This is a genomic window from Lacisediminihabitans sp. (genome assembly GCF_036569425.1).
Taxonomy (GTDB): domain Bacteria; phylum Actinomycetota; class Actinomycetes; order Actinomycetales; family Microbacteriaceae; genus Lacisediminihabitans.
The window spans coordinates 63022-83543 of record NZ_DATCQQ010000014.1 but is presented as its reverse complement, the minus strand read 5'-3'; the positions used below and the strand labels follow the sequence as shown (position 1 = coordinate 83543).

General features: G+C 68.4%; 21 protein-coding genes. 8 read left to right on the top strand and 13 right to left on the bottom strand.

The window, feature by feature from the left end; all coding sequences use genetic code 11:
* Positions 1-26: 26 nt before the first annotated feature.
* The 8 genes from VIM54_RS01735 to VIM54_RS01700 form a co-directional block, all read right to left on the bottom strand.
* Positions 27-989 carry a TIM barrel protein gene (locus VIM54_RS01735; RefSeq protein ID WP_331898630.1) on the bottom strand — a complete coding sequence of 321 codons (963 nt, stop codon included), beginning with the start codon at positions 987-989 and terminating at the stop codon, positions 27-29.
* A 1-nt stretch (position 990) separates the two neighbouring features.
* Positions 991-1992 (bottom strand): Gfo/Idh/MocA family protein, encoded by a 1002-nt coding sequence (locus VIM54_RS01730; RefSeq protein ID WP_331898628.1) that lies wholly within the window; start codon positions 1990-1992, stop codon positions 991-993.
* Positions 1993-2149: 157 nt separating this feature from the next.
* Positions 2150-4072: a 3D-(3,5/4)-trihydroxycyclohexane-1,2-dione acylhydrolase (decyclizing) gene (iolD, locus tag VIM54_RS01725; protein WP_331898626.1), complete on the bottom strand. Its 1923-nt coding sequence runs from the start codon at positions 4070-4072 to the stop codon at positions 2150-2152.
* Entirely contained in the window at positions 4069-5001 is a 933-nt protein-coding gene (gene iolB / locus VIM54_RS01720; RefSeq protein WP_331898625.1) for a 5-deoxy-glucuronate isomerase, read from the bottom strand. The genes iolD and iolB overlap by 4 nt, the downstream gene beginning before the upstream one ends.
* Before the next feature lie 73 nt (positions 5002-5074).
* Positions 5075-6586 carry a CoA-acylating methylmalonate-semialdehyde dehydrogenase gene (locus VIM54_RS01715; RefSeq protein ID WP_331898624.1) on the bottom strand — a complete coding sequence of 504 codons (1512 nt, stop codon included), beginning with the start codon at positions 6584-6586 and terminating at the stop codon, positions 5075-5077.
* Between the two features lie 32 nt (positions 6587-6618).
* Positions 6619-7500, bottom strand: a complete 882-nt coding sequence (locus VIM54_RS01710) for a Cgl0159 family (beta/alpha)8-fold protein (protein ID WP_331898622.1) — start codon at positions 7498-7500, stop codon at positions 6619-6621.
* Positions 7497-8456 (bottom strand): 5-dehydro-2-deoxygluconokinase, encoded by a 960-nt coding sequence (iolC, locus tag VIM54_RS01705; RefSeq protein ID WP_331898620.1) that lies wholly within the window; start codon positions 8454-8456, stop codon positions 7497-7499. Before iolC ends, VIM54_RS01710 begins: the two co-directional genes overlap by 4 nt.
* A gap of 56 nt (positions 8457-8512) precedes the next feature.
* Entirely contained in the window at positions 8513-8911 is a 399-nt protein-coding gene (locus VIM54_RS01700; protein ID WP_331898619.1) for a hypothetical protein, read from the bottom strand.
* A gap of 42 nt (positions 8912-8953) precedes the next feature.
* Here VIM54_RS01700 and VIM54_RS01695 point away from each other — a divergent pair, with 42 nt between their 5' ends.
* Positions 8954-9562, top strand: coding sequence for a GNAT family N-acetyltransferase (locus VIM54_RS01695; protein WP_331898617.1), 609 nt, complete (start codon positions 8954-8956; stop codon positions 9560-9562).
* Positions 9563-9582: 20 nt separating this feature from the next.
* On the opposite strand, the gene VIM54_RS01690 is transcribed toward VIM54_RS01695, so the two are convergent.
* On the bottom strand, positions 9583-11073 hold the full coding sequence (locus VIM54_RS01690) for a CoA-acylating methylmalonate-semialdehyde dehydrogenase (RefSeq protein ID WP_331898615.1): 1491 nt from the start codon (positions 11071-11073) through the stop codon (positions 9583-9585).
* A gap of 232 nt (positions 11074-11305) precedes the next feature.
* Between VIM54_RS01690 and VIM54_RS01685 the strand changes: the two genes are divergently transcribed.
* Positions 11306-12655, top strand: coding sequence for a DNA recombination protein RmuC (locus VIM54_RS01685; RefSeq protein ID WP_331898613.1), 1350 nt, complete (start codon positions 11306-11308; stop codon positions 12653-12655).
* Between the two features lie 16 nt (positions 12656-12671).
* Here the strand turns inward: VIM54_RS01685 and glpX are convergent, their stop codons facing one another.
* Positions 12672-13604, bottom strand: coding sequence for a class II fructose-bisphosphatase (gene glpX, locus VIM54_RS01680; RefSeq protein ID WP_414673152.1), 933 nt, complete (start codon positions 13602-13604; stop codon positions 12672-12674).
* 202 nt (positions 13605-13806) lie between these two features.
* On the opposite strand from glpX, the gene fbaA reads away from it, so the two are divergent.
* A complete protein-coding gene (fbaA, locus tag VIM54_RS01675) occupies positions 13807-14832 on the top strand; it encodes a class II fructose-bisphosphate aldolase (RefSeq protein WP_331898610.1) in 1026 nt (341 codons plus the stop codon).
* A 21-nt stretch (positions 14833-14853) separates the two neighbouring features.
* On the opposite strand, the gene VIM54_RS01670 is transcribed toward fbaA, so the two are convergent.
* The 3 genes from VIM54_RS01670 to VIM54_RS01660 are packed head-to-tail and all read right to left on the bottom strand — an operon-like array spanning position 14854 to position 17292.
* A complete protein-coding gene (locus VIM54_RS01670; protein WP_331898608.1) occupies positions 14854-15714 on the bottom strand; it encodes a CPBP family intramembrane glutamic endopeptidase in 861 nt (286 codons plus the stop codon).
* The gene (locus tag VIM54_RS01665; RefSeq protein ID WP_331898606.1) at positions 15701-16243 is read right to left on the bottom strand and encodes a DUF6264 family protein; all 543 of its coding nucleotides are present in this window, start codon (positions 16241-16243) and stop codon (positions 15701-15703) included. The genes VIM54_RS01670 and VIM54_RS01665 overlap by 14 nt, the downstream gene beginning before the upstream one ends.
* Positions 16240-17292 carry a 4-hydroxy-3-methylbut-2-enyl diphosphate reductase gene (locus VIM54_RS01660; protein ID WP_331898680.1) on the bottom strand — a complete coding sequence of 351 codons (1053 nt, stop codon included), beginning with the start codon at positions 17290-17292 and terminating at the stop codon, positions 16240-16242. The genes VIM54_RS01665 and VIM54_RS01660 overlap by 4 nt, the downstream gene beginning before the upstream one ends.
* An 88-nt stretch (positions 17293-17380) precedes the next feature.
* On the opposite strand from VIM54_RS01660, the gene VIM54_RS01655 reads away from it, so the two are divergent.
* Genes VIM54_RS01655 through VIM54_RS01635 form a run of 5 tightly spaced genes read left to right on the top strand, consistent with a single transcriptional unit; the run spans position 17381 to position 20472 of the window.
* Positions 17381-17698 carry a hypothetical protein gene (locus VIM54_RS01655; RefSeq protein ID WP_331898605.1) on the top strand — a complete coding sequence of 106 codons (318 nt, stop codon included), beginning with the start codon at positions 17381-17383 and terminating at the stop codon, positions 17696-17698.
* A gap of 19 nt (positions 17699-17717) precedes the next feature.
* Entirely contained in the window at positions 17718-18956 is a 1239-nt protein-coding gene (gene xseA, locus VIM54_RS01650) for an exodeoxyribonuclease VII large subunit (protein WP_331898603.1), read from the top strand.
* An 18-nt stretch (positions 18957-18974) separates the two neighbouring features.
* Positions 18975-19190, top strand: coding sequence for an exodeoxyribonuclease VII small subunit (locus VIM54_RS01645; protein WP_147783193.1), 216 nt, complete (start codon positions 18975-18977; stop codon positions 19188-19190).
* A gap of 5 nt (positions 19191-19195) precedes the next feature.
* Positions 19196-19849, top strand: a complete 654-nt coding sequence (locus tag VIM54_RS01640; RefSeq protein ID WP_331898601.1) for a DUF4245 domain-containing protein — start codon at positions 19196-19198, stop codon at positions 19847-19849.
* A 38-nt stretch (positions 19850-19887) separates the two neighbouring features.
* On the top strand, positions 19888-20472 hold the full coding sequence (locus VIM54_RS01635) for a carbonic anhydrase (protein WP_331898676.1): 585 nt from the start codon (positions 19888-19890) through the stop codon (positions 20470-20472).
* The last annotated feature ends 50 nt before the right edge of the window (positions 20473-20522 follow it).

Sequence of the window (20522 nt, the reverse complement as noted above, 5' to 3'; positions counted from 1 at the left end):
GGACTACGACCAGTGCCGCGAGCCAACTAATTCTGTGCTTCATTTGTGGGTCCTCCATTGGATTCCTGTGATTGGTGCCGTTGCCGCCCCGAACTGTCTGCCCGGTGCGGCACGTTCTTGATGAATTCGAGGCTCTGCCGCACATCGTCCACCGGTCCGCGGCCGTACTCCGGCTCCTCCGTCAAAATGGTGTCCTGTTCGAGCACGTAATAGCCGTCATAGCCGACCGACTCGAGCGAGGTTACGATCGTCGCGATGTCGATGTCACCCGCGCCGAGCGGTGTGTACATGCCGCGGCGAACCGCGTCCGTGTAGCTCAGGTCGCCGTTTTGCACGCTTTCGGCGAGGCCGAGCCGCACGTCTTTGAGGTGCACGTGGCTGATTCGCGCCGCATGACGGGCGGCAAGGGCGACCGGATCCGTTCCACCGATCAGAAGGTGACCGGTGTCGAGACAGAGGCCAATGGCCGATCCGGCGAGTACGCGGTTGACGTCATCCGTTGACTCAACCATGGTTCCCACGTGCGGATGGATCGACGCGACAACGCCGCGCTCGATGGCGACCTCCGCGAGGCGGTCAAGGTTGGCCAGAAGCACGTCCCATTGCTGCTCGCTCAGCGTGGGACGCGAGTCGTAGCCGATCTGTCCAGTGTCCGCCGAGAGTACGAGGCGGGTCGCCCCGGCTGCCACAAAGGAGTCCAGTTCGGCTTCGATCGCCGGCACCGGATCTGCGGATGCATCGTGCAGGACGATCGGGACGAAGCCGCCCACCGCGCGCAAACCGTAGTCCGCCAGAGTCTTCGCCTTCTCGGCCGGTACGGTGGGCAGGAACCCATCAGGGCCGAACTCGGTGGCGGCAACGCCGAGGTCGCGCATCTCGGCCAGGACCCGTTGAGGCGAGAGCTGGAATCCCCAGCCGGGAACCTCACACACTCCCCAGGAGATCGGCGCCGCCGCGATGCGGTCGGTAAACACGGTCGATGGTGGCACGTCAGCGCCTCACTTCGTCGAGCCGGACGACGCGACCCTCAGCCCGAGAAAGTTCGGCGGCCTCCGCAATGTACAGCGCTTCCAACGCCTCACGAGGCGTGCATGGACTGGGAATCTCGCCAGCGGCGACCCTGACGAACGTCGCTAGTTCTGCGGAATACGCTGGCGCGAAACGCTCCTGAAAGTTAGGCCATGGAGCGCCGTCCGGGAAGGTGACGCCCGGTTCAGCGCTCGTGAGCGGAACGCGGTAGTCCAGTCCGACCGAGCGGTTTCCTGTGGTTCCGGACAGTTCCATGCGCACGTCGTAGCCCGCACCGTTGTAACGCGAGCCCTGGAGGGTCGCGAGGGTACCGTCTTCAAGAGTGAGCAGAGCAGCGGACTCGTCGACGTCGCCTGCCTCGCCGAAGAAGCGAGCGCCACGGTTCGAGCCCGTAGCGAAGACCGAGACGACCTCACGGCCGGTAACCCAGCGCAGAATATCGAAGTCATGAATGTGGCAATCCCGGTAGATCCCACCACTGGTCGGGATGTATTCCGCGGGCGGTGGCGTCGGGTCGCACGTGAGAAGGTGCATCCGACGCAGTTCACCGATCTCCCCCGCCTCAAGCGCGTGCTTCGCTGCACGGTAGCCAGCGTCGAAGCGCCTTTGGAATCCGATCTGGACTGGCACGTCGTGGCGTTCGACCTCACCAACGACGGCAACAGTCGACGCGAGAGACTCCGCCAGGGGCTTCTCGCAGAAAGTGGGGATTCCCGCCTGAACTGCGCGAACGATTAACTCGGCATGGGCTGAGGTCGGCGCCGCGATCACGATGCCGTCTGGCTTGGAAGAGAACGCGTCGTCGATCGTGCCGAATCCCGCGGAACCGACCGAAGCCGCTGCGGCCTGCGCGCGCGCAGGATCTAGATCGGCAATGAGCAACTCGCTGACGCCAACCTGCGACTTGAGCGTGCTGACATGGGCCAAGCCGATCCTGCCTGCACCAAGAACTGCAAATCGCACTTTTCTACCTCCACGCTGAGATTGTCATGATGTCTTAACTCTGCTTCCGTATGAACCTATCCATTGGATCCAGTGACCGTCAAGCATTTGTCGTGACATTCTTACAAGCAATGTTTCGATTGGGCAACAAATGAGAGGAACCCAGGGTTGATCGGGGTTAATTGTTCCTTTCGCCGGCGCCGGCGCCGAGATGCGGCCTCTGGTTCTTCTGGTATTCGAGGTAGTCGGCGCGGGCCTTCTGCGTGCTCTCGAGAGTCGACTCGGCGGCCACCGGCACGTCCCACCAGCCCTCGCCGTCGGGCGAATAGAGCAGTGGATCACTGTTGATGTGGATGAGGGTCGCGCGATCGGAGGCCTTGGCCGTCGCGACGGCGGCGGCGAGGTCGGCGATGGCGTTCGCGCCCGGTTCGACCCGGATCACCCGGATGCCGAGGCTCTCGGCGTTGGTCGCGAGGTCGATCGGCAGGATCTCCCCCGACTCGAAGTTGTTGCCGGCCTTGTCCTGGTAGCGGTAGAGCGTGCCGTAGCGCTGCGATCCCACATCTTCGCTGAGGTGCCCGATCGACGCGTAGCCGTGGTTCTGGACGAGCACGATGATGAGCTTGATGCCCTCGGACACCGCCGACACGATCTCGGTGTGCATCATGAGGTAGGAGCCGTCGCCGACCATCACGATCGCGTCGCGCGAGGTGTCCGCCCTGGCCACCCCGATGCCGCCGGCGATCTCGTAGCCCATGCAGGAGTAGCCGTATTCCACGTGGTAACCGAGGTCGTCTCGCACGCGCCAGAGCTTGTGCAGGTCGCCGGGCAGCGATCCGGCGGCGCAGACCACCACGTCGCGCGGGTCTGATGCCCGCTGCACCGCGCCGATGATCTCGGTCTGGCTCGGCAGGTCGAGGCCGCGCGGCTCGAACGCGGCGTCGACCACGTCGTCCCAGGCCCTCTTCTCGCGGGAGTAGTCCGCCGCGAACGCCTCGTCGACCCGGTAGCCCTCGAGGGTGGCCGTGAGCTCGAGGATCGCCTCGCGGGCGTCGGCCACCACGGGGATGGCGCTGCCGTGCTTGAACGCGTCGAAGGAGGCGATGTTGATGTTAACGAAGCGCACCGCCGGGTTCTGGAAGGCCGTGCGGCTCGCCGTGGTGAAGTCGCTGTAGCGCGTGCCGATGCCGATGATCAGGTCCGCCCGCGCCGCGGCGCGGTTGGCGGCGGTCGTGCCGGTGGAGCCGACCGCGCCGAGGAACTGCGGGTGGTCCCAGGCGAGCGAGCCGACCCCGGCCTGCGAGACGCCGACGGGGAGTCCGGTGGACTCGACGAGCGCACGGAGCGCGGCGGCCGCATCCGAATAGATCACGCCTCCTCCCGCGACGATGAGCGGGCGTTCGGCCGCCCGGATCGCCCGCACGACGTCGGCGATCACGCCACGGTCGGGGCGCGGTCGGCGCAGGTGCCACTCGCGGTCGGCGAGGAACTCGGCCGGCACGTCGATGGACTCGGCCTGCACGTCCTCGGGAAGCGCGATCGTGACCGCGCCGGTCTCCACCGGGTCGGTGAGCACCCGCATCGCCCCGAGCGCGGCAGAGAACAGCTGCTCTGGGCGCTGCACCCGGTCGAAGAACCGCGAGAGCGGCTTGAACGCGTCGTTCACGCTCATGCTCGCGTCGTTCGGCAGTTCGAGCTGCTGCAGCACCGGGTCGGCGACCCGGGTCGCAAAGGTGTCCGAGGGAAGTAGCAGCACCGGCAGCCGGTTGATCGTGGCGAGGGCAGCGCCGGTGAGCATGTTGGAGGCGCCGGGGCCCACGGATGCCGCGCAGGCGAACGTGGAACGGCGACGCGTCATGCGCGAGTACGCGACCGACTCGTGCACCATCGCCTGCTCGTTGCGGGCCTGGTGGTACGGCATGAGGGTGGGGTCCTCGGCGGAGAGCTGCTTGAGGGCCTGCCCGATGCCGGCGACGTTGCCGTGGCCGAAGATGCCGAAGGTGCCGGCGATCGTGCGTTCGCGGTGGTCGCCGTCGACGGTCCACTGGTGGGCGAGGAACTCGATCAGCGCCTGGCTGACGGTCATGCGTCTGGTGGTCATGGGGTCCCTTCGGGGTCCGGCGTGTACGGCAGGCGCTGGTCGACCTGTTGGCCGGCCCAGGTGTCCCGGATCCAGCCGTGGGCGGGGTCGTCGCTGATCAGCCACACCCGCTCCGGGTCTGGTCCGGCCATCACGTTGAGGTAGTAGAGGTCGTAGCCGGGCGCGGCGACGCACGGTCCGTGCCAGCCGTGCGGCACGAGGGCCACGTCGCCGTGGCGAACCTCGGCGAGGATGTCGATCTCCCGGTCGTCCGAGGCGTAAGTGCGCATGAAGCCGAACGGGTCGGCCATGTCGGGGGCGGAGAGTCCGCGCGAGACGGCGCTGTCGAAGTAGTAGATCTCTTCGAGCCGCGACTCCTCGCCCGGCACGAACTCGTCGTGCTTGTGCGGCGGGTAGCTCGACCAGTTCTCGGCCGGCGTGATCACCTCGCAGACGATGAGACGCGCGGCGTCGAGCTGCGCCGGGGTGCCGAAGTTGTGCACCTGGCGGCTGGATCGCCCGGCGCCCCGCAGCTCGACGGCGACCGCGGCGGCGGGCAGGTAGGCGACCGGGAAGCGGTCATCGGTGGGCGCCTCCGCCAGCGCCACGCGACCGACTCCCGAGATCCGCAGCGCCGTTCCCGTCGGCAGGTAGAGCGAATCGGTAGGCCCGGAGAACACGGATGCCCGCCCGGCCAGCTCCTGCACGTGCTGGACGCCGACGTCCCGCTCGCCGGGCGGCACGAAGCTCACGGTAAACGAGCCGGAGAGCGGGACGACCAGGCGCTCGACGCGGTCTGGACCGAGCGCGAGCTCGGTGCCCTCCGCCAGCTCGGCGACCCGCAGGCCGGTGTGGTGCCAGCCGTGGATGGCCGAATCGACGACGGTCTCCCAGCCCTCCTGCGCGAGCGTCCCCCGCGGATAGAACCAGCCGTCGGACTCGTGCGTCACGATTCCACCTCCACGATGAGACTAATGAGTGAGTGTGTCGAACGGGCTGGCGCGAGCCGACGCTTGCCGGAGGTCAGTTCTGCGGGAAGCCTAGGTTGATTCCGCCGTGGCTCGGGTCGAGCCAGCGGCTCGTGATCGCCTTCTCGCGCGTGAAGAAGTGGAATCCCTGCAGCCCGTAGGCCTTCGAGTCGCCGAACGCCGAGTCCTTGAACCCGCCGAAGGAGTAGTACGCCACCGGCACCGGGATCGGCACGTTGATGCCGATCATGCCCCCCTCGATCTCGTTCTGGAAGCGGCGGGCCGCCCCGCCGTCGTTGGTGAAGATCGCGGTGCCGTTGCCGTACTGGCTCGCGTTGATGAGGGCGACACCCTCGTCGTAGCTCTTCACCCGCACGATCGACAGCACCGGGCCGAAGATCTCGTCGAGGTAGACCCGGGATGACGTGGGCACCCGGTCGATGAGGGTCGGGCCGAGCCAGAAACCGTTCGCATCCCCGTCCACCTCGATTCCGCGGCCGTCTACGACGACGGTGGCGCCGTCCTCCACCGCGATGTCGATGTAGCTCGCGACCTTGTCGCGATGCACCTCGGTGACGAGCGGCCCCATGTCGCAGGAGCGGCGGCCGTCGCCGATCTTCAGGGTCGCCATGCGGGAGGTGATCTTCTCGATGAGTTCGTCCGCGACGGGCTCGACGGCCACGACCACGGAGATCGCCATGCAGCGTTCGCCGGCCGAGCCGAAGCCCGCGTTGATCGCGGCGTCCGCCGTGAGGTCGAGGTCGGCATCCGGCAGCACGAGCATGTGGTTCTTGGCGCCGCCGAGTGCCTGCACTCGCTTGCCGTGGCGGGCGGCGGTCTCGTAGATGTACTTGGCGATCGGGGTGGAGCCGACGAAGGAGATCGACTTGACGTCCGGGTGCTCGAGCAGGCCGTCGACGGCCGCCTTGTCGCCGTGCAGCACATTGAAGACGCCGTCCGGCAGCCCGGCCTCGGTGAAGAGCGCGGCGAGCCAGTTGGCCGCCGACGGGTCCTTCTCCGAGGGCTTGAGCACCACGGTGTTGCCGGCCGCGATCGCGATCGGGAAGAACCACATCGGCACCATGGCCGGAAAGTTGAACGGGCTGATGATGCCGACCACGCCGAGCGGGGACTTCGTGGAGTACACGTCGACGCCGGTCGACACGTTCTCGGAGTGCTCGCCCTTGAGCAGGTGCGGCAGGCCGGTCGCCAGTTCCACGACCTCGAGGCCGCGGGTGATCTCGCCCAGCGCGTCGGAGACGACCTTGCCGTGCTCGGCGGTGAGGATCAGGGCGAGGTCCCCCTTTCGCTCGTTCAGCAGCTCGCGGAAGCGGAAGAGCACCTGCTGGCGCCTGGTGATCGACAGGTCGCGCCAGGCCGGGAAGGCCGCCTTCGCGGAGGCGACGGCCGCGTCGATCTCGGCCGCGTCGGCGAGGGCCACCCGCCTGGTCTCCACGCCGAGCGCCGGGTCGAAGACCGGTGAGGTGCGACCGGACGTGCTCGCACGCTCGGCGCCGTCGATCCAATGCGGTACGACGGCGAGCGGGACTACGGGGAGGTCGGACATTCTGGTCTTCTTTCTCGGGGCGTGGGCGGTGTTCAGCGGCCGTGGACGAGCGCGGCCGCGGTGTCGATCGCGGAGACGACGTCGCCGTCCGGCGGGTAGAGCAGGGTGCGCCCGACGACGAGGCCGCGCACGCCGGGCAGGGCGAGCGCGTTGCTCCAGTTGTCGAAGGTCTCGTCCTGGTCACCGGTCGGGTCTCCGCCGAGCAGGAGGGTCGGCAGCGTGGTCGAGGCCATGACGCGTTCCATGTCCGGCACCACCGGGAGCTTGAGCCAGGAGTGCGAACTCGAGTTGCCGAGCCCTGAGGCGATCGCGATCGAGAGGATCACGGCATCCGTCGAGAGGTCGTTGCGGATCGCGCCGTTCACCCACTCGCTCATGAAGGGTTCGAGCATGATCGGGATGCCGGCGTCCGCCGCGGCGCTCACGGCGAGCGCCGACGCCTCGAGAGTGTCGGCCGAACGGGCATCCTGCAGATTGATGCGGATGAGGTTCTTGGCGAAGTCGAGGCCGTCGCGCCGGATGCGGTCGATGTCGTACGCGGTGTAGCGGTCATCCATCTCGAAGGACGCCCCGCGCAGCCCGCCGCGGTTCATCGAGCCGACGACGATCTTTCCGTCGAGCAGGCCGAGGAGCGCGAGGTCTTCGATGATGTCGGGCGTGCCGAGCACGCCGTCCACGCCCGGCCGGGAGAGCGCGCCCGCGAGTCGCTCGAGCAGCTCGTAGCGGTTGGCCATGGCCGACTCGTTGGAGCCGACGCCGAGCGCGCCACGGGCCGGGTGGTCGGCGGCGACGATGAACAGGCGGCCGTCGCCCGCGATCACGTCGCGACGCCGGCGCGCGGCGAGGATCTCGGCGATCCGGCCGGGATTGGCAGCCCGCGTCTCGCGCAGCAGTTCGAAGTCGAGAGCGGTCATGCGCTGATTCCCTTCATGATGTCTTCGACCTCGGCGGTGGTCGGCATCGCCGTCGAGCACTCGCGTCGACCGGCCACGATCGCCCCGGCGACGTTGGCGAACCGCAGGGTGCGCTCGAGCGGCCAGTCCTGCAGCAGGCCGAAGCACAGGGCGCCGCCGAAGCTGTCCCCCGCGCCGAGTCCGTTGACGACCTCCACGAGGTACGGGGCGACCTCCACCGTCTCGGTCCTCGTCTTCGCGAGCACGCCCCTCGGCCCCTGCTTGACGATCGCGAGTTCGATCCCGCGCTCGAGCAGGGCGTCCGCCGCGCGGTGCGGGTCGGTCTCGCCGACCGCCACCTCGCACTCCTCGCGGTTTCCGACGGCGATGGTCACCTTGCCGAGGGCGCGGTCGACCTGCTCCGTCGCGGCGGCCGGCGACTCCCAGAACATCGGACGGTAGTCGAGGTCGAGGATAGTGAGCGGCCGGCGGCCGCGCGCGTCCCAGGCCACGTGATGGGCGGTGCGGCTCGGCTCCTCGGAGAGTCCGGTCACGGTCGACCAGTAGATGCGGGCGTCCCTGATCGCGTCGAGGTCAAGTTCGCCCGGGTTGATGACGAGGTCCGGTGCCTTGGGGGCGCGGTAGAAGTAGAGCGGAAAGTCGTCTGGCGGGAAGATCTCGCAGAAGACGACCGGGGTGTTGAGGCCGTCGACGGGCGACACGAACTCGTCGCTCACCCCGAGGCGGCGCAGTTCCTGGTGGATGTACCGGCCGAACGGGTCGTGGCCGGTGCGCGTGATCACGGCGGAGGACAGCCCGTGGCGCGCTGCGGCGACCGCCACATTGGTCGCGCTGCCGCCGAGGAACTTTCCGAAGGTCGTGACATCTTCGAGACCGACCCCATCCTGCAGCGGGTAGATGTCGACACTGACACGCCCGATCGTGAGAACATCGAGTGCGGAACGAGGCTGGGTCATACTGCTCTGTTCAACTTCCCTGGTTGGCCGACGAGCCGCTGTGCCCGCCGTGTCGACTATATGTCAGGACATATTGACAAGTCCACTCTAGGGGTCAATCGCCATCGCCGCAATGGCGGATGCGGCTCTCCTCGTCTCACGCCGAATTCGGCGGTGCCTTGGCCACCCACGCCGCGTCGATCCCACGCCTCGTCGACCCCACGCCGAGCGCCGTCGGCATCCGAGTCCTCGGAGTCCTCGACGGCGCGCAGCAGCGCCGGCGGTCCACCGGCGATGTGGGCGGCGACGACACCGTCGTCGAGGGTGAAGGGGGCCAGCAGCTCCGCCGCGGCGAGCACGCCGAGGCGGCCGGACGTGCCGGCGCCGAAGTAGTGGATGGATCCACCGGCCAGGATGCGCGCCGCGGCGAGGTCCACGAGCGAGACGAGCTGGGGCAGTGCGGCGGTCTGTGCCAATCCGCCTTGACCCGCTCGCGCACGGTGGAACAGACTCGACAGGTGAACCGGATACGTCCATACGAGCCGCGGGACCTCGCCGACCTCTACGAGATCTGCGTGCGCACCGGCGCCGCAGGCGACGACGCGACGGGCCAGTACAGCTCGGACGACCTGCTCGGGGACATCTTCGCCGCCCCGTATGCGACCCTCGAACCGGAACTCGCGTTCGTCGTGGACACCGGCGACCGGGTCGCCGGCTACCTCGTGGCGACCGCGGACACGGCGGCGTTCATCGAGCGCTACCGCGAGGAGTGGCTGCCGCGGTTCGACGCCCGGTACCGCCTCGTCGAACCGGCGGTGACCGCCGACCAGAAGATGATCGCACGCGGCCACAACCCGGATTCGATGATCGCGCCGGGCACCGAACTCTTCCCGGCGCACCTGCACATCGACCTGCTCCCCGAGCTCCAGGGGCAGGGCTTCGGGCGCGCCCTCATGCGCACGCTGCTTGCCGCGCTGCGGGAGCGGGGCGTGCCGGGGGTGCACCTGGGCGTCGGCATCCGAAACCTCGGGGCGAGGGCCTTCTACGCGCGGCTCGGCTTCCGCCCTCTCCCGGCCGACCCGACCAACGAGACCCTGCTCGGCATCCGCACCGACGCCGTGCTCTAGCCGCCGCTATTTGTTCCGCGCTATTTGTTCTGCGGGAAGCCCAGGTTCACCCCGGCGTGGCTCGGGTCGAGCCAGCGGCGCGTGATGGCCTTCTGGCGGGTGAAGAAGTGGATGGCGTCCGGCCCGTACGCCTTCGAGTCGCCGAAGAGGGAGTCCTTCCAGCCGCCGAACGAGTAGTACGCGACCGGCACGGGAATGGGCACGTTGATGCCGATCATCCCCACCTGCACCTCGCGCTGGAACCGCCTCGCCGCGCCGCCGTCGTTCGTGAAGATCGCCGTGCCGTTGCCGTAGCGCGAGGCGTTGATGAGCGCGACGCCCTCCTCATAGGTGGCCACGCGCACCACGGACAGCACCGGGCCGAAGATCTCGTCGGTGTACACCCGGGAGGTGGTGGGCACGGCGTCGATGAGCGTCGGGCCGAGCCAGAAACCGTCGGTCTCCCCGTCGACCGCGATTCCGCGACCGTCGACGACGACCTTCGCGCCGTCCTCGGCCGCGATGTCGATGTAGCCGGCCACCTTGTCGCGGTGCTCCCGCGTGATGAGCGGTCCCATGTCGCAGTTGCGGCGGCCGTCCCCCACCCGGAGTCTCGACATGCGGGAGGCGATCTTCTCGATCAATTCGTCGGCCACCGGCTCGACGGCCACGAGCACGCTGATCGCCATGCAGCGCTCACCGGCCGAGCCGAATCCGGCATTGACGGCCGAGTCGGCGACGAGGTCGAGGTCGGCATCCGGAAGCACGAGCATGTGGTTCTTCGCGCCACCGAGCGCCTGCACCCGCTTGCCGTACTTCGACCCCGTCTCGTAGATGTACTTCGCGATGGGGGTGGACCCGACGAACGAGATGGAGGCGACATCCGGGTGCTCGAGCAGGGCATCCACCGAGACCTTGTCGCCGTGAACGACGTTGAACACGCCGTCGGGCAGTCCGGCCTCCTGGAACAGCTGCGCCATCCAGATGGATGACGAGGGGTCCTTCTCCGACGGCTTCAGCACGACCGTGTTGCCGGCGGCGATCGCCAGCGGGAAGAACCAGAGCGGCACCATGGCCGGAAAGTTGAACGGGCTGATCACGCCGACCACGCCGAGAGGCTCGCGGGTGGAATACACGTCGACCCCGGTGGAGACGTTCTCGCTGTACTCGCCCTTGACCAGGTGCGGGATGCCGGTGGCGAACTCCACGACTTCGAGGCCCCTGGCGATCTCGCCGAGGGCGTCGGAGATCACCTTGCCGTGCTCGGCGGTGAGGATCTCGGCGAGCTCGAGCTTGCGCGTGTTGAGCAGCTCGCGAAAGTTGAAGATGATCGACTGGCGCTTGGCGAGCGAGGTGTCCGCCCAGGCCGGGAAGGCCGCCTTCGCCGTGGCGACCGCGACGTCGACGTCGCCCGTCGTGGCCAGCCGAACCTCGCGGGCGACCCTGCCGAGAGCGGGGTCGAAAATCGGTCCGGTGCGCGTCGATTCGCCCTCGAATGTCGCGCCGTTGATCCAGTGGTTCACGATGTCCATGCCGCCATGCTAGCCGCGGGATCGGCCCGAAATTCGCCAGTTATTGTTCTCGAAATGTTTGGGGCTGGTGGCGCTCCCCTGGCGCGTTTCCCGCGAGGACACCGTCACCCTCGGGCCGGCCTGACCTACTCGCCGGCCTTCTCCCCGGCCTTCTCCCCGCCCTGACCGCGGGATCCGCCCATCACGGGCGATGCTTCCCGGCATTGTCGGAACCCGCTGTCACACTGGGTTCATGGACCCGTTTCTCGCCCTCATCATCGGCCTCTTCATCGGGGTGCTGCTCGGCGCAGTCATCGGGCTCCTGCTCGCCCGGGCCCGGCAGGCAGGCAGGCCGGCGGCGACCGACCCGGTTCCGATCGACCCCGCGCTCGTCGCCTCCCAGCACGAGATCGCCCTCGCGGCGGTGCGTGCCAACGGACTCGCCGAGCAGTCCAGGCTGAGCGCGGAGCTCGCCGCCATCCAGGCCACTGCGCTCGCCCTCAAGGAGCAGGTCGCCGGTCAGCAGGCCCAGTACCGCGAGCTCGTGGAGCGCCACCGCCTCGAGCAGGCGGCCGAGGCGGAGCGGCAGCAGAAGGAGAGCCGCGTGCTGCAGGCCCTCAGCCCCGTGCAGGAGTCGCTGCGCACGATGCAGCTCAAGGTGACCGAACTCGAGGCCCAGCGCAGCCAGCAGCACGGCGAGTTGAGCCAACAGCTGCGCACCGCGACCGAGTCCGAGGAACGCCTCCGCAGCACCGCGGAGTCGCTCGCCTCCGCGCTGCGCAACAACGCCACCCGCGGGGTGTGGGGCGAGACCCAGCTTCGCAACGTCGTGCAGGCAGCGGGCCTCATCGAACGCGTCGACTTCGATGTGCAGTCGAGCATCTCCTCGGATGCCGGAGCCGGCCGACCGGACATGGTCATCCACCTTCCCGGCGGCAAGAACATCGCCGTGGACGCGAAAGTCCCGTTCAACGCCTACCTCGAGGCGAGCCAGATAGCCGTCACCGCGACGGGCGAGGAGGGCGCGCGGCGCGAGCAGTTCATCCGCCAGCACGTCAAGGCGGTGCGCGCGCACATCGACACCCTCGGCAGCAAGGCGTACTGGGCTGGGCTCGACGCGTCCCCCGAACTCGTGATCGCCTTCATCCCGAGCGAGTCGCTCGTCTCGAGCGCCCTCGAGGCCGACCCGGGCATCATGGACTACGCGTTCTCCAAGCGCGTCGCCCTCTCCTCCCCGGTCACGCTGTGGTCGGTGCTCAAGACCGTCGCCTTCAGCTGGCAGCAGGATGTCGTGACCCAGGAGGCGAAGATGCTCTTCGACCTGAGCCGCGAGCTCTACGGCCGCCTGTCCACTCTCGCGAGCCATGTCGACAAACTCGGCCGGTCGATCGAGAGCACCGTGAAGAACTACAACGGCTTCGTGGGGTCGCTCGAGCGCCAGGTGCTCCCCTCGGCGCGCAAGCTGAACGTTCTCGACGAGTCGAAGGTGCTCGGCAGCCACGACGAGATCGAGGACTTTCCGCGTGACCTGAGCGCCTACGAGCTCGTCGCGGAACTCGAGGCCGTCGCGGCCCTCGAGGTGGAACCGGACCGCACGGCCTAGCCGGGGTTGGGGTTGCCTACAGCCACTTCTCGGCGAGGTGGTCCGCGACGACGCGGCGGATGGTGCCGGAGCGACCGCGCAGCACGATGCTCTCGGTGCGCACGATCGGGCCCTTCTTGCGCACGCCGCCGACGAGCTGGCCGTCCGTGACGCCGGTGGCGACGAAGTAGGTGTTGTCGCTCGTGACGAGGTCGTCGATCTCGAGGATGCGGTCGAGGTCGTGTCCGGCGTCGATCGCCTTCTGGCGCTCGTCGTCGTCCCGCGGGGCGAGCCTCGCCTGGATGAAGCCGCCGAGTCCCTTGAGTGCGCACGCCGTGATGATGCCCTCCGGGGTGCCACCGCGCCCGACGCACATGTCGATCCGCGCGTCGTAACGCGCGGCGTTGATGCCACCGGCCACGTCGCCGTCGAGAAGCAATCGCGTGCCGGCTCCCGCCGCCCGGATCTCGTCGATGAGCTCGGCGTGCCGCGGGCGGTCGAGCACGGCCACGACGATGTCGGCAATGTCCTTCTTCATCGCCTTGGCGAGGGCGCGGATGTTCTCGCCGATCGGCTGGCGAAGGTCGACCACGCCGTGGCCCTCCGGCCCAGTGACGATCTTGTCCATGTAGAACACCGCAGACGGGTCGTACATGCTGCCCCTGTCGGCCACCGCGATCATGGAGAGCGCGTTCTGGCGACCGGCCGCGGTGAGCGAGGTGCCGTCGATGGGATCGACCGCGATGTCGCAGGCCGGACCCTGCCCGGTGCCGACGTGCTCGCCGTTGAAGAGCATGGGGGCGTGGTCCTTCTCGCCCTCCCCGATCACGACCAGGCCGTCGAAGCCCACCGTGCCGAGGAACTTGCGCATCGCGTCGACGGCCGCTCCGTCCGCGGCGTTCTTGTCGCCCCGGCCGATGAAGGGCACGGCTCGAATGGCCGCCGCCTCGGTCGCTCGCACGAGCTCCATCCCGAGGTTGCGGTCGGGATGCTGGAAAAGGTTGGCGGTGTCAGTGTTCACTTTTCAAGGCTAGCGAGCCGGCCTCCCGTCGCGGTCCCCTCGTTCGCGAAACAATCGGCATTCTTTCGCCAGCGTCGGGAGTCAATAGACTCGTACCGTAAATTCGGCTCTGGCCCGATCTGCCAGTCCGAGTAGCCCAGAAGGAGACGCAATGCCCATCGCAACCCCCGAGCAGTACGCCGACATGCTCGACAAGGCCAAGGCGAGGGGCTTCGCCTACCCCGCGTTCAATGTGTCGTCGTCGCAGACAATCAACGCCGTGCTCCAGGGACTCACCGAGGCCGGCTCAGACGGCATCATCCAGGTCACGACGGGCGGCGCGGACTACTTCGCCGGGCACACCGTCAAGAACCGCGCGGCCGGAGCGCTCGCGTTCGCCGCGTTCGCCCACGAGGTGGCCAAGAACTACCCGATCACGGTCGCGCTGCACACCGACCACTGCCCCAAGGACGCCCTCGACGGCTTCGTCCTGCCGCTCATCGAGGCCTCGGAGTCCGAGGTCCGCGCGGGTCGCAACCCCATCTTCCAGTCGCACATGTGGGACGGCTCGGCCGTGCCGCTCGCCGAGAACCTGGAGATCGCCCAGTCGCTCCTGCCGCGCATGAAGGCGATCAACGCGATCCTCGAGGTGGAGATCGGCGTGGTCGGCGGCGAGGAAGACGGCGTGAGCCACGACATCAACGAGCACCTCTACACGACCATCGACGACGCGGTCGCGACGGTCGAGGCGCTCGGCTTCGGCGAGAACGGCCGCTACATGGCCGCCCTCACCTTCGGCAACGTGCACGGCGTCTACAAGCCCGGAAACGTCAAGCTGCGTCCGGAACTGCTGCACGAGATCCAGGTCGGCATCGCCCAGCGCTACGGCACCGGCGACAAGCCGCTCGACCTCGTCTTCCACGGCGGATCGGGCTCCACCGACGAGGAGATCGCGACCGCCGTCGCGAACGGTGTCATCAAGATGAACATCGACACCGACACGCAGTACGCGTTCACGCGGTCCATCGCCGACACCATGTTCAAGAACTACGACGGCGTGCTCAAGGTCGACGGCGAGGTCGGCAACAAGAAGGTCTACGACCCGCGCTCCTGGGGCAAGCTCGCCGAGACCGCGATGGCGAAGCGCGTGGTGCAGGCGACCCAGCAGCTCGGATCGGCCGGCCACTCGGGCAACTAGCCCCACCGGCCGCCCGCGCGGTCAGTAGAGGAAGATCCGCAGCCAGCCCGGATTGTGTGCGTGCACCAGCACCAGGAAGACCACCAGGTCGAACAGCAGGTGCACGCACACCACATAGGTGAGCGACCGGGTGCGGGCGAAGATGTACCCCTGCAGTAGCGCAAACGGGAAGGTCATGAGCGGACCCCAGCCGCGATAGCCGAGTTCCCAGAGGAACGAGACGAAGATCACCGCCTGCAGCAGGTTCGCCTGCCAGACGGGGAAATGCCGCCTCAGCAGCGCGAAGACGACGCAGATGAAGAACATCTCGTCCCAGATCCCGACGAAGTTCACGCCGACGAACAGGCGGGCGAGCTCGTCTGGAGCGTGGATGGCCGGCCAGTTGCGGTACGCCCCCGAGCCAATGAAGTAGAACGGCAGGATGAAGTAGCCGAGCACCAGCACGATCGGCAGGTACGCCCGTTCGAGCCGGGTCCAGCGGTGGCCTGTGTTGACCGGGAACCGGATCGCCCGGGCTGCACCCCGCCCGGCGCCGAGCCGGGGGAAGCCCCAGCGCTCGGCGGCATACGGCACGGCGACCGCGAGGCTGAGCACCGTGCCCATGAGCGCGATGTTGGCATAGCTGATGTCGGCCGCGACCGAGATGGTGCTGACGATCCCGAGGCCGGCGGCCACGAGCGCGAGGCTGCGGAACAGGTCGCGGTCGAGAACGAATGCCACGAGCAGGCTGGCCGCCAGGGTCGCGTATCCGGCCGGCAGGGCCTGCACGCCGAAGAGCAGAACCGCGGATGCCGAGACTCCGGCCGCCGGTAGCAGGTTCCACGAGAGCGCCGGTCGCGCGGTGCGGGGTGACTTCAGGGCGCGAGGGTCAGCGACCGACATACGCGGTGAACGCCGGGTCGCCGAGCATGAGCGTGGCCAGGCAGACGAACGAGACGAGGTAGGCGACCGCTCCACCGATGATCGGCAGGTAGAACGCGAGGCGGCCCTTGCGAAGCGCCCTCATCGTCACGGCGACGGTGATCACGAAGAGGACGACGTTGGAGACGTTGATGACGATTCCGAGCGTGCCGGCGAGGGCCGTCGGGGTGTACGTGCCGATGCTCATCATCGTGTACACCTGCTCGATCACGGCATTCAGGTCGGTGAACTGGAAGAAGCCGGCGACCACGGTGACCGCGCCATAGGCGAGAAGGGCGTAGCTGAGGAAGATGTCCCAACGGCGCGGCGCGGCGGCGCCGGTGGCCGACGGCGCGGCACCGCGTTCGACGGCCGCACGTTCGGCCGCCCGCTCGGCGGCGGGCGGCACGACGGGCGGCGCGAACGACGGGGCGGGCAGCCCGGCCGCCGCGGCCTGGTCCTTCTGGCTCGCGTACTCGCCGTACTGCGGGCGTGGTCTGGGGTCGGTCATTTCTTCTGCCAATCGAGTTGTCGCGTCCGGCCGCCGAGCCCGCGTGAGTCGGCCTGGCCGCTCGCGTCCTTGCGCAATTCCTTGGGCAGCGAGAACATCAGATCCTCCTCGGCCGTCACGACCTGGCGCACGTCGGTGTACCCGGCGTCGGCGAGGTCGTCGAGCACTTCCTGCACGAGCACGTCCGGCACGGAGGCGCCGGACGTGACCCCGACCGTCGCGACGCCGTCGAGCCACTCCTGACGGATCTCGCTCGCGTAGTCCACGCGGTAGGCGGCCCGCGCGCCGTTCTCGAGGGCGACATCCACCAGACGCACGGTGTTCGAGCTGTTGGCCGAGCCGACGACGATCACGAGTTCGGCCTCCTCGGCGACCTTCTTGATGGCCACCTGCCGGTTCTGGGTCGCGTAGCAGATGTCGTCGCTCGGCGGGTTGTGCAGGTTGGGGAAGCGTTCGCGCAGCAGGCGCACCGTCTCCATGGTCTCGTCCACGCTCAGGGTGGTCTGGCTCAGCCACACGAGGTTGTCCGGATCCTTCACCTGCAGCAGGGCGACATCCGCCGGGCTGTTCACGAGGGTGGTGCGCTCCGGCGCGTGGCCCATCGTGCCCTCGACCTCCTCGTGGCCGGCGTGGCCGATGAGCAGGATCTCGAAGTCGTCCCTGGCAAAGCGCACCGCCTCGCGGTGAACCTTGGTGACGAGCGGGCAGGTGGCGTCGATCGCCTCGAGGTTGCGGTCGGCCGCGCCCGTGACGACGGCGGGCGAAACGCCGTGCGCCGAGAAGACGATGTGCGAGCCCTCGGGCACCTCGTCGACCTCGTCGACGAAGATCGCGCCCTTCTTCTCGAGGGTGGAGACGACATGGATGTTGTGCACGATCTGTTTGCGCACGTAGACCGGCGAACCGTAGTGCTCGAGCGCCTTCTCGACCGCGATCACCGCCCGGTCCACTCCCGCACAATACCCACGGGGCGCCGCGAGCAGCACCCTCTTGGGATGGGTGACGGGGTTGTCCCTTAGCCTGTTACGTACCGCGGGAATCCGCGGCATGTTCAGGCTGGCGGCAGCGCCGTTGGTTATCGTGCTCACGAACCCGATTGTAGTTCGCGTGCACTCCGAGACGCTGGGAGGCAAACGGATGGCCGGCAGAGCGGCGCGGGACGCGTACGAGACACTGGAAATCGCGCTGCGGGACGAAGACGGCGTGGAGGCCACCCCGGCGGGCCTGCTCGTGCACGGCAGGCTCTTCGCCTTTCTCGAGGGCGACGACCTCGTGGTCGACGTGGCGCCCGCCCGCGCGCGCGACCTCGTGCACCGCGGTGTGGCCGAGCGATTCGTGCTCGACGGGCATCCGGCTCGCGAGCGGGTGCGGGTGAGCGACCTGCAACTCTGGCCGGAACTCGCCGGCGAGGCACACGAGTACGTGGGCGAGCCACCCGTGGGTGGCCAATCTTGACGGCAGGAGCGATTCGCCCATGACGATAGATCCCGGGCCATCCACCGTCGACGCCCCGTGGCCGGTCGCGCTCCTCTCCAACAAGATCAAGGGCTGGATCGATCGGCTCGGCTCCGTGTGGGTGGAGGGCGAGATCACCCAGTGGGGACTCTCCGGCGGCAACGTCTACGGAAAGCTCAAGGATCTCGACGTGGACGCGACAGTCGGCTTCACGGTGTGGTCGTCCGTGAAGGCGAAGCTCCCGGACGACCTGAAGCAGGGCGACCGGGTGATCGCCCTCGTCAAACCCAACTACTGGGTCAAGGGCGGCACGCTCACGATGCAGGTGTTCGAAATGCGCCACGTCGGCCTCGGCGACCTGCTGGAGAGGCTCGAACGCCTCCGCCAGAAGCTCATGGCGGAGGGCCTGTTCGACCCCGCCCGCCGGAAGCCGCTCCCCTTTCTGCCCGGCTGTGTCGGCCTCATCACCGGAAAGGACTCGGATGCCGAGAAGGACGTGCTGCGCAACGCCCAGTTGCGTTGGCCCGCCGTGGCCTTCCGCGTCGTGCACACCGCGGTGCAGGGCGATCGTGCCTCCGGCGAGGTCACGGCGGCGCTCAAACTCCTCGACGCGGACCCCGAGGTGGACGTGATCATCGTTGCGCGCGGCGGCGGCGACTTCCAGAATCTCCTCGTCTTCAGTGACGAGACCCTCGTGCGCACCGCCGCGGCGTGCGTCACCCCCGTCGTGAGCGCCATCGGGCACGAGGCGGACCGGCCGCTGCTCGACGAGGTCGCCTCGCTGCGGGCATCCACTCCCACCGATGCGGCGAAGCGCGTGGTGCCCGACGTGGCGGAGGAACTCAGCCGGGTGCAGCAGGCCCGGTCGCGCATCCAGAGCCGAGTGACGAGCTTCGTCGTGACCGAGATCGACCGCCTCGAGCAACTGCGGTCACGCCCGGTGCTCGCGAGCTCGTCCTGGCTCGTCGACTCCCGCGCCGAGGAGCTCGGCCGCTACATCGGCCGCAGCACCGAACTCATCGACCTCATGATCGAACGCTCCCGCACTCGTGTGGGCGAGTTGCGGTCGCAGCTGCGGGCGCTGTCGCCGCAACGCACCCTCGACCGCGGATACGCGATCGCCCAGCTGCCGGGCGGCGCGGTGCTGCGCAGCGAGAAAGATGCCCCGGTGGGCACTCCGCTCCTCCTCACTCTCGCCGACGGCACCGTGACCACCACCGTCACCCCGCAGCCGACCATGGCCGCCAAGGCTCGGTAGAGTTAAGGCGTGGCAGAGATCTCATCCCCCGTTCCGGCGGTCGCCGACCTGAGCTACGAGCAGGCGCGCGACGAACTCGTGCGAGTCGTCAACGAGCTCGAGCAGGGTTCGACGACGCTCGAACAGTCGCTGGCCCTGTGGGAGCGCGGCGAGGCCCTCGCGAAGCGGTGCGAGGAGTGGCTCATCGGCGCGAAGGCGCGACTGGACGCGGCTCGCAACGCCGTCGCGGGCTGAGAACGGTGCCCCTTCCCCCCGACCGGCCGGCGCGCGTCGTCGCGGAGCTCGGTCGACCGGAGACGCCGGAGGAGACGGCCGCGCGCAAGGCGGAGGCCTCGCGCAAGCACCGCTCCAACCAGTCCCTCATCAATCTCGTGCTCGCCCTGCTCGCGTCGCTCGGCGTCGTGCTCGTGCTCGTGATCGTCGTCGTGCGTCCCGACCAGCCGGCCCGCCAACCCGTCGACTTCGTCAGCGACGCTGCCAAGTCGCAACCGGTCGTCGGCGCGCCTCTCGCCGCGCCCCGGCTCCCCAGCGGCTGGAGCGCGAACGACGACGGGGTCACCACGTCGGCCGACGGAATCACGGCGTGGACCATCGGGTTCATCACGCCGCGAACGCAGTTCATCGGGCTCAAGCAGGGCATCGATGCCAACCGCACCTGGGTATCGAACGAGCTCGAGCGGGCCCGGGCCACCGGCACGGAGTCCATCGGCGGCCTCGAGTGGACCGTCTACGACCGACGCAGCGCGAGTGGCACCGGAAACATCGCCTATGCCATCACCACGACGGTGGGGCGCAGCAGCATCGTGCTCTACGGCACGGCCGAGACGACGGAATTCCGGATGCTCGCGACCGCCATCGCCGTGCAGCTCGAAGCGGACGGGGCGGCCAAGTGAGCGACGAGATTCGAACCCCGTCCATCGCCTGGCAGGAGATGTCCCGCGGCAACCAGCGCTTCGTGAACGGCGAGCCGAGCCATCCCCGCCAGGACGTCGAGCGGCGCGAGCAACTCGTCGCCCGCCAGGCGCCCCAGGCCGCGCTCTTCGGCTGCAGCGACTCCCGCCTCGCCGCCGAGATCATCTTCGACAAGGGGCTCGGCGACCTCTTCGTGGTGCGCAACGCCGGCCAGATCATCTCGGACTCGGTGATCGGCTCCCTCGAGTACGCGGTCACGGTGCTGCATGTGCCGCTCATCGTCGTGCTCGGCCACGACGAGTGCGGAGCGGTGAAGGCGGCCATCGACTCGCAGGCGCCGGGGGCCGTTCCGCTGCCGCCGCACATCCACGGCCTGATCGAGAAGATCATCCCCGCGGTGAAGCGCGTCACCGCCCCGGACGGAGACCGCCCGGATGCGACCGAGGTCGGCCGCGAACACCTGCGCGACACCGTCACCGAGTTGCTCGAGAGCTCGGAGCTCATCAGCGACGCGATCGCCGCGGGTACGCTGGCTATCGTCGGTGCGAACTACCGCTTGCTCCAGGGTGCAGCCGTTCCCGACATCATTGTCGGCGAGGTCTGACACCACCATCCCCGTTCGCCCCATCCCGGTTCCCCCGGATAAACGAGAAG